This is a genomic window from Rhodococcus sp. 7Tela_A2, from assembly GCF_049311045.1.
Taxonomy (GTDB): Bacteria; Actinomycetota; Actinomycetes; order Mycobacteriales; family Mycobacteriaceae; genus Rhodococcus.
In genome coordinates, this window is sequence record NZ_JAXION010000157.1 from 1 (window position 1) to 8,390 (window position 8,390).

The 8,390-nt window shown below is 70.1% G+C and carries 8 protein-coding genes; 2 read left to right on the forward strand and 6 right to left on the reverse strand.

Annotated elements, in window-relative coordinates:
* The first annotated feature begins 303 nt into the window (after positions 1–303).
* Entirely contained in the window at positions 304–1,227 is a 924-nt protein-coding gene (locus TVH25_RS19730; RefSeq protein WP_422425277.1) for a diacylglycerol/lipid kinase family protein, read from the forward strand.
* Here the strand turns inward: TVH25_RS19730 and prcA are convergent.
* From prcA to arc, 5 genes are all read right to left on the reverse strand, one after another.
* Positions 1,212–2,012, reverse strand: a complete 801-nt coding sequence (prcA, locus tag TVH25_RS19735; RefSeq protein WP_422425278.1) for a proteasome subunit alpha — start codon at positions 2,010–2,012, stop codon at positions 1,212–1,214. The two genes, TVH25_RS19730 and prcA, sit on opposite strands and share 16 nt — an antisense overlap.
* Positions 2,009–2,797 (reverse strand): proteasome subunit beta, encoded by a 789-nt coding sequence (gene prcB / locus TVH25_RS19740; RefSeq protein ID WP_422425281.1) that lies wholly within the window; start codon positions 2,795–2,797, stop codon positions 2,009–2,011. The genes prcA and prcB overlap by 4 nt, the downstream gene beginning before the upstream one ends.
* Positions 2,798–2,867: 70 nt before the next feature.
* Complete coding sequence (locus TVH25_RS19745) at positions 2,868–3,059, reverse strand: ubiquitin-like protein Pup (RefSeq protein ID WP_296549362.1); 192 nt, start codon at positions 3,057–3,059, stop codon at positions 2,868–2,870.
* Positions 3,060–3,213: 154 nt separating this feature from the next.
* Positions 3,214–4,707 carry a depupylase/deamidase Dop gene (gene dop, locus TVH25_RS19750; protein ID WP_169622274.1) on the reverse strand — a complete coding sequence of 498 codons (1,494 nt, stop codon included), beginning with the start codon at positions 4,705–4,707 and terminating at the stop codon, positions 3,214–3,216.
* Between the two features lie 129 nt (positions 4,708–4,836).
* Positions 4,837–6,621 (reverse strand): proteasome ATPase, encoded by a 1,785-nt coding sequence (arc, locus tag TVH25_RS19755; RefSeq protein WP_422425279.1) that lies wholly within the window; start codon positions 6,619–6,621, stop codon positions 4,837–4,839.
* A gap of 185 nt (positions 6,622–6,806) precedes the next feature.
* Here arc and TVH25_RS19760 point away from each other — a divergent pair, with 185 nt between their 5' ends.
* Entirely contained in the window at positions 6,807–7,292 is a 486-nt protein-coding gene (locus TVH25_RS19760; RefSeq protein WP_422425280.1) for a nuclear transport factor 2 family protein, read from the forward strand.
* A 51-nt stretch (positions 7,293–7,343) separates the two neighbouring features.
* On the opposite strand, the gene TVH25_RS19765 is transcribed toward TVH25_RS19760, so the two are convergent.
* On the reverse strand, positions 7,344–8,195 hold the full coding sequence (locus TVH25_RS19765) for a tRNA (adenine-N1)-methyltransferase (protein WP_169622271.1): 852 nt from the start codon (positions 8,193–8,195) through the stop codon (positions 7,344–7,346).
* Positions 8,196–8,390: the final 195 nt, after the last annotated feature.

The following is an 8,390-nucleotide window of genomic DNA, read 5'->3' on the forward strand; positions in this document are numbered from 1 at the left end:
CCGGCGGGGGAGTGGGGGGGGGGGGGGGGGCCAGGGGGCCGCCCGCGGGGGGCCAGAACCCGGTGGGGCGGCGGCGGCGTCCCCCGGCGCGCACCGACCCGAAGTTCGCCCGCCGGATCGTGCCGACCCCGCGGTCCTCGTCGTTCCCGTCCGGGCACGCGGCCGCGGCCGCGGCGGGGGCGCCCCGGGGGGGCCCGGGCTCGCCCGGCGGGGGGGGGGGGGGGGGGGCGGGGGGGGGGGGGGGGGTGGCCGCCGCGCGGGGGGGGGGGGGGGCGCGACGACGAGCCCGCCGCGGTCCGCACCGTGGTCGCCGCGCCCGCCCTCGACGGCGGCGACGGCTTACTGCTGGTGGTCAATCCGGGTGCCGGGAGCAGCGACGAGACCGCGGAGTTGTTGCGGCAGGGACTTCCGCGCGCCGAGCAGATCGCGCTCGACACCGACACCGACCCGGCCGGTCAACTCGACACACTCGTCGCCACCCACCGGCCCCGGGCCCTGGGAGTGTGCGGCGGCGACGGCACCGTCGCCGCGGTCGCGGCTGCGGCACGGGCACACGACCTGCCGTTGGCGGTGTTCGCCGGGGGCACCCTGAATCATTTCGCCCGGGATCTCGGCTCCGACGATCACGCCGCCACGATGCGGGCGGTGACCGGCGGGCACGCCATCGCGGTCGGACTCGGCGAGGTCACGGTCACGGGCGCGGCCGGCACCAGCACCCGCGTGTTTGTCAACACCGCCGGCATCGGTGGTTATCCCGACACCGTGCGGCTGCGGGAACGGTGGGAACCGCGCATCGGCAAGTGGCCGGCGGCGGCACTGGCGATGATCGACGTGTTGCGGACCGCGAAACCGATGCGGGGCCGGCTCGACGGCGCCCCGGCGGCCTGGTGGCTGCTGTTCGCCGGAAACGGCCGGTACACGCCCCGTGACCAGGTGCCGATGTCGCGGACGGCGCTCGACACGGGCACCCTCGATGTCCGGTATCTGAGCGCGGATCGCCGTTGGTCGCGGGTGCGGCTGATCTACGCCGCGGCCACCGGCACACTCGGGGCGTCCCCGGTGTACCGGCAGTACGACACCGCCACCCTGACGGTGCGCGTCGAGGGACCCGCCGTGGCATTGGCCACCGACGGAGAAGCGCCCGGCGACGGCACCGTCTTCGGTTTCCGGGCGCTACCGTCCGCGTTGCGGGTGTACCGGCCGCCGGCCGATCAGTCCGCGCTCTGACTCGACGTGCCGTCCGGGCCGGAGTCGGACTCCCCCGCCCCGGACTCCTCTGCCCCGGACTCGCCGGTGCCGGATTCGGTACCGGCAGGCAGCAGTGCCTCGAGCGCGGCCCCGGAGATCCGGCGGAACGCCCGGCGTGGCCGCGCCCTCTCGAGCACCGCGACCTCGAGTTCGCCGCGGCCCAGAGCCCGCGGCGTCGCGTCGTTTCCGACCGGTTGCTGCAGGGCCCGCACCGCCACGCCCACGGCGTCCTCGAGCGACATCCCGGGACGGTACGACGACCGCAACGCCGTGAGGATCGGTTCGGTGTTGCCCCCCATCACCACGAACTGCGGCTCGTCGACGATCGACCCGTCGTAGGTGATCCGGTACAGCTGCGACACCTCGTCCCCCTCGGCGCGAGCCACCTCCGCCACACAGATCTCCACCTCGAACGGCTTGGGCTGATCGGTGAAGATCGACCCGAGGGTCTGCGCGTAGGCGTTCGCGAGTGCCCGCCCCGTCACGTCCCGCCGGTCGTACGAATAGCCGCGCATGTCGGCGTGCATGATGCCGGACCGGCGCAGGCTTTCGAACTCGTTGTACTTGCCCACCGCGGCGAACCCCAGCCGGTCGTACAGCTCGCTGATCTTGTGCAGTGCCTTCGACGGGTTCTCCGCGACGAACAGCACGCCCTCGGAGTAGATCAGCGCGATCACGCTGCGGCCCCGGGCGATGCCCTTGCGCGCGAGCTCCGAGCGATCGCGCATGATCTGCTCGGCGGACGCATAGTAGGGAAGCGTCACAGGTCACCTCCAGCGGTACGTTCGGCCACGATCTCCCGGGCCAGCGCGGACAACGTTTCCTCGGGCACCTCCACGGCGCCCGCCGCGGTGATCACCACCGCGGTCGGATAGATCCCGCGGGTGGTGTCCGGACCCCCGGTACCGGTGTCGTCGTCGGCCGCGTCGTACAACGCCTCCACCGCGTTGCGCAACGCTGCCGGCTCGTCTGCCTCCGCCCGGTACAGCTTCTTGAGCGAGGACCGGGCGAACAACGATCCGGACCCCACCGCGTGGTACCCGGCACGTTCCTCGTAGCGGCCGCCGACCACGTCGTACGACACGATCCGGCCGGCGCGCATCGCGTCGGTCGCGTCCAGATCGAATCCGACGAGCAGCGGCACCACGGCCAGGCCCTGCATGGCCGCACCGAGGTTGCCGCGCACCATCGACGAGAGGCGGTTGGCCTTGCCGTCGAAGGTCAGCGGTACGCCCTCGATCTTCTCGTAATGCTCGAGTTCGACCGCGAACAACCGCACCAATTCGACCGCCAGCCCGGCGGTACCGGCGATACCCGCCGCCGAGTACGAGTCGGTGACGAACACCTTCTGCACGTCGCGGGAGGCGATCATGCTGCCCATGGTGGCCCGCCGGTCCCCGGCGATCAGCACACCACCGGCGAAGGTGAGCGCGACGATCGTGGTGCCGTGCGGAGCCATGTCCACCCGGTCAGCCGCTTCGAACCGGAACCGGTTCTCCGGCAGCAGCTCCGGAGCGTGGATCCGCAGGTGATCGGAAAACGAGGACAGAGGTGACGCGGGGGGGGGGGGGCCGGGGGGGGGGCACCCCCGCGAGAAGAAAACGACGACCGGTCCGCTGTCACTGGCCACCCTTCTGTACGTATGCCCGCACGAAGTCCTCGGCGTTCTCCTCGAGCACGTCGTCGATCTCGTCGAGAAGATCGTCGGTTTCCGAAGCGAGCTTCTCGCGACGTTCCTGACCGGCACCGCCGTCGCCGACGCCCTCGTCGTCGTCTCCGCCGCCACCGCGTGTGGTCTGCTCTTGCGCCATAGCCGCCGACCTCCTCCTGTATCCGTGCGATTCCCGTCACCGGTCGACGATCGGTGAGGCCACCGCTACTTCAGACCCCCACCCTACCGAGCCGCACCCCTCCGGGGCGACGACACGACGAGGCTCGCGTGCGTACCGTCCCGGTGGGTCGCGGTCAGTGCGTGAGCTGATCGACCAGTTCGGCGGCCGACTGCGCATTGTCGAGCAGTTCCCCGACGTGGGCGCGGCTGCCCCGCAACGGTTCGAGGGTGGGGATGCGGACCAGCGATTCCCCACCGAGATCGAAGATGACCGAATCCCAGCTCGCGGCGGCGATGTCGGCGCCGAACCGGCGCAGGCACTCGCCGCGGAAGTAGGCCCGGGTGTCCGACGGCGGGGTGTGCACCGCGTCGAGCACCTGCTGTTCGGTGACGAGCCGCTGCATCGAACCCCGCGCGACGAGCCGGTTGTAGAGCCCCTTGTCGAGTCGCACGTCGGAGTACTGAAGGTCCACCATGTGCAGTCGCGGAGCCGACCACGCCAGGTTCTCGCGCTGCCGGAATCCCTCGAGCAACCGCAGCTTCGCCGGCCAGTCCAGCAGATCCGCGCACTCCATCGGGTCGCGTTCGAGCAGGTCCAGCACCATCGCCCACTTCTCGAGAATGTCGAGAATGCGCTTGTCGTCGGTGCCGTCGTGGAACCGCGCGGCCCGCTCGTGGTAGATCCGTTGCAGTGCCAGCCCGGTCAGTTCCCGGCCGTCCGTGAGCGCGACGGTCTTGCGCAGTGTCGGATCGTGGCTGATGTGGTGCACGGCGGTCACCGGGCGAGCGAGCTGCAGGTCGCTCAGGTCCACGCCCGCTTCGATCAGGTCGAGGACCAGCGCCGTGGTGCCTACCTTGAGGTATGTCGACATCTCCGCGAGGTTGGCGTCGCCGAGGATCACGTGCAGGCGCCGGTACTTGTCGGCGTCGGCGTGCGGTTCGTCGCGGGTGTTGATGATGCCGCGCTTGAGGGTCGTCTCCAGACCCACTTCGACCTCGATGTAATCGGAGCGCTGCGACAGCTGGAACCCGGCCTCGTCGCCGTTCTGGCCGATCCCGACCCGGCCCGACCCGCAGATCACCTGCCGGGAGGCGAAGAACGGGGTCAGGCCCGCCACGATCGACGAAAACGGGGTCTGCCGTGCCATCAGGTAGTTCTCGTGGGTGCCGTACGAGGCGCCCTTGCCGTCGACGTTGTTCTTGTACAGCTGCAGTCGCGGTGCGCCGGGCACGCTCGACGCGTGCCGGGCGGCGGCTTCCATCACCCGCTCGCCGGCCTTGTCCCAGATCACCGCGTCGAGCGGGTCGGCCACTTCGGGCGCGGAATATTCGGGGTGGGCGTGGTCGACATACAGTCGGGCCCCGTTGGTGAGGATCATGTTCGCGGCACCGACCTCGTCGGCGTCGATCACCGGGGCGGGACCGTTGAACCGGCCCAGATCGAAGCCGCGGGCGTCGCGGAGGGGGGATTCCACCTCGTAGTCCCAGCGGGTGCGCTTGGCGCGTGGCACCCCTTCGGCGGCGGCATAGGCGAGCACCGCCTGGGTGGAGGTGAGAATCGGGTTCGCTGTGGGGTCGTGAGGCGAAGAGATCCCGTATTCGACCTCGATACCGATGATCCGCTGCATAGCGTCGAGCCTAGGCGATGCGGGTGCGCGCGGCGTCGGGACGCCGAGCCGGTGGGGGGGGGGGGGGGGGGGGGGGGGGGGGGGGGCCCCCCCCCCCCCCCTCGGTGCCGATCGGAACTCTCTGTGTTCCTACAGGTACTGACCGGTGTTCGACTCGGTGTCGATCGCCCGGCTGGCGCTGGCGTTCTTGCCGGTGACCAGCGTGCGGATGTAGACGATGCGTTCGCCCTTCTTGCCCGAGATCCGGGCCCAGTCGTCCGGGTTGGTGGTGTTGGGCAGGTCCTCGTTCTCCGCGAACTCGTCGACGATCGAGTCGAGCAGATGCTGCACCCGCAGACCCGGCGCGCCGGTCTCGAGCACCGATTTGATCGCGTATTTCTTGCCGCGGTCGACGATGTTCTGGATCATCGCGCCGGAGTTGAAGTCCTTGAAGTACAGGACTTCCTTGTCGCCGTTGGCGTAGGTGACCTCGAGGAAGCGGTTCTCCTCCGACTCGGCGTACATGCGGTCGACGACTCGTTCGATCATCGCCCGGATGCACGCGGCGCGATCGCCGCCGAATTCGGCGATGTCGTCGGCGTGCACCGGCAGGGTCTCGGTGAGGTACTTGGAGAAGATGTCGAGTGCCGCTTCCGCGTCGGGCCGCTCGATCTTGATCTTCACGTCCAGCCGGCCGGGCCGCAGGATCGCCGGGTCGATCATGTCCTCGCGGTTGGACGCGCCGATGACGATGACGTTCTCGAGTCCTTCGACGCCGTCGATCTCGCTGAGCAACTGTGGCACGACGGTGGTCTCCACATCGGAGGACACCCCCGAGCCGCGGGTACGGAAGATCGAATCCATCTCGTCGAAGAACACGATCACCGGAGTGCCCTCGGACGCCTTTTCCCGCGCCCGCTGGAAGATCATCCGGATGTGCCGCTCGGTTTCGCCGACGAACTTGTTGAGCAGTTCGGGGCCCTTGATGTTGAGGAAGAAGGACTTGGCGTCCTTGGAATCCTCGCCGCGGGCCTCGGCGATCTTCTTCGCGAGAGAGTTCGCGACCGCCTTGGCGATCAGCGTCTTTCCGCAGCCGGGCGGCCCGTACAGCAGCACGCCCTTCGGGGGCCGCAGCGCGTACTCGTGGAACAGGTCCTTGTGCAGGAACGGCAGTTCCACCGCGTCGCGGATCTGCTCGATCTGCCGGCCCAGGCCACCGATGTCGCCGTAGTCGACGTCCGGCACCTCCTCGAGCACCAGGTCTTCTACCTCGGCCTTCGGTACGCGTTCGAAGGCGTACCCGGCCTTGCTGTCGACCAGCAGGGAGTCGCCCGGCCGCAGCTTGAAGTTGTCCGGCCCGTCGGTCTCGTCGGTGTTCGAGGTGCTCGCCGGGTCGAGGGTGCGGGCCGCCGCGGCGGCCAGGGGCGCGGCCAGCCACACGACGCGTTCCTCGTCGGCGTGCCCGACCACCAGCGCGCGGCGCCCGTCGTCGAGCAGTTCGCGCAAGGTGGTGATCTCGCCGACGCGCTCGAACTCGCCTGCTTCGACGATGGTCAGAGCTTCGTTGAGCCGTACGGTCTGCCCGGGACGGAAGTCGTCGAGTTCGAGATTCGGCGACACCGCCACCCGCATCTTGCGGCCCGAGGTGAACACGTCGACGGTGTGGTCGTCGTAGGTCTCGAGCATCACTCCGTAGCCGCTGGGCGGCTGTCCGAGCCGGTCGACTTCCTCCCGCAGCGTGATCAACTGCTGGCGGGCGTCCTTGAGGGTCTCGAGCAGCTTGCCGTTGCGCACGGTGAGGGACTCGAGGCGGGCTTCGAGGTCGCGTACCCGATCGGACGGTTCGGCGAGCATGCGGCGCAGCGTGGCAACCTCCGCGCGCATCTCTTCGATCTCCCGTGCCGCCGCAACCGCATCCGGATTCTGTGAGTTCATGAGCGACTCCCTCCATGTGGTTATTCCACGCTACCGGGCGTTGGCCGAATGTGTACGACGACACGAAATCGTCGGGTACCGAACGGGTGTCGGTGTGCTCGACCGGCACCTCCTCGGCACCCGGTCAACGCTGTTAGGCTAACCTAACTATCTGTTTCGTCCCTTGTCCCGAAAGGACCCACTCCGTGACCACCCGAACCCTGTTGGCCGCCGCCGCGGGGGCGGCCGTGGCACTCCTGCCCGCCTGCTCCGACTCGTCGTCGGACACCACCACCGACAGCACAGCGACGAGCGCGACCACCACCGCCACCACGACGACTGCCACCGCGGCGGCCCCGGTCGACGCGGCGGTCCTGCAGCAGCCGGTGGACGTGTTCTTCGACCCCGCCGCAAGCACCGACGACCGCGTCGCCGTCGTCGAGGACGGCGACGAGCACCGCGCCGAACTCGATCAGTTCACGGGTGTGCTCGCCGGCTATCCGCTCACCGGCACCGTCGGCGAGGTCACCGTCGTCGACGACGACACCGTCACCGCGACCACCGAGGTCGCCGGCCCACACGGCGGCGCCCCGATGCCTCTGCAATTCAGCCGCACCGACGACGGCCGCTGGGTCCTCGACGACGACGCCGCCTGCTCGATCCTAGAAATGGGCCGGATCACCTGCGCATAATCGCGCCCCGGCCCGTCGGGCTCCGGGCCCGACGGACTCGCAGCCGCTGGGTCAGCCCTTACCGGCCCGGCGCTGCGGCTTCGGGGTGACGGTGCCCTCGGCGAGTTTGCGCGCCGACACCAGGAACGCCGTGTGCCCCTGCATCCGATGCTCCGGGCGCACGGCCAACCCCACCACGTGCCAGCCCCGCACGATCGACTCCCACGAGCGCGGCTCGGTCCAGCACGCCTGCTCCCGCATCGCCTCGACCACCTTCGACAACTGCGTCACCGTCGCCACGTACACGATCAGCACCCCGCCCGGTACCAGCGCGTCGGCCACCGCCGGCAGCGCATCCCACGGCGCGAGCATGTCCAGCACCGCCCGGTCGACGTGTCCGTGCGCCTCGAGGTCGTAGTCGGCGACATCCCCGAGCGTCAGATTCCAGTTGGCGGGCCGCTCCCCGAAGAACGTCTCCACATTGCGCACCGCGTGGACCGCGTGGTCGTCGCGCACCTCGTACGAGATGACGGTGCCCTCCGGGCCGACGGCCCGCAGCAGCGAGCACGTCAGTGCCCCCGATCCGGCGCCCGCCTCGAGCACCCGCGCACCGGGGAACACATCACCCTCGTGCACGATCTGCGCTGCGTCCTTCGGATAGATCACCTGCGCGCCCCGCGGCATCGAGAGCACGTAGTCGACCAGCAGCGGTCGCAACGCCAGATACGGGGTGCCGTTCGTGGAGGTCACCACCGAACCCTCGTCCGCGCCGATCAGCGCGTCGTGCACGATTCCGCCGCGATGGGTGTGGAACTCCTTGCCCGCCTCGAGCACCACGGTGTATTTGCGGCCCTTGGCGTCGGTCAACTGCACCCGGTCCCCGACCTGGAAGGGTCCGCTGCGCCCGAGTCCGCCTTCTGCCATCACCGTGTCCACCTTCGTCCGATCACCGCGCCGACCTCGGCGCGCGGGACCCCGCATGGTGCCGGTCCCGGGTCTCTAGCGTGCCAGGTCGCGCCCGGCGACCGACCACGCCCCCCACCGACCACGCCCTCACCGGCGGCGGCGCCCCCCGTGTGGGGCCCCCCGCGCCCCCCCGGCCCCCCACCGGGCCCGGGG

Coding starts and splice junctions, on each gene's coding strand:
- TVH25_RS19745 (WP_296549362.1), bottom strand. CDS start 3,059: ATGGCGCAAGAGCAGACCACACGCGGTGGCGGCGGAGACGACGACGAG.
- dop (WP_169622274.1), bottom strand. CDS start 4,707: ATGCAGCGGATCATCGGTATCGAGGTCGAATACGGGATCTCTTCGCCT.
- arc (WP_422425279.1), bottom strand. CDS start 6,621: ATGAACTCACAGAATCCGGATGCGGTTGCGGCGGCACGGGAGATCGAA.
- TVH25_RS19765 (WP_169622271.1), bottom strand. CDS start 8,195: ATGGCAGAAGGCGGACTCGGGCGCAGCGGACCCTTCCAGGTCGGGGAC.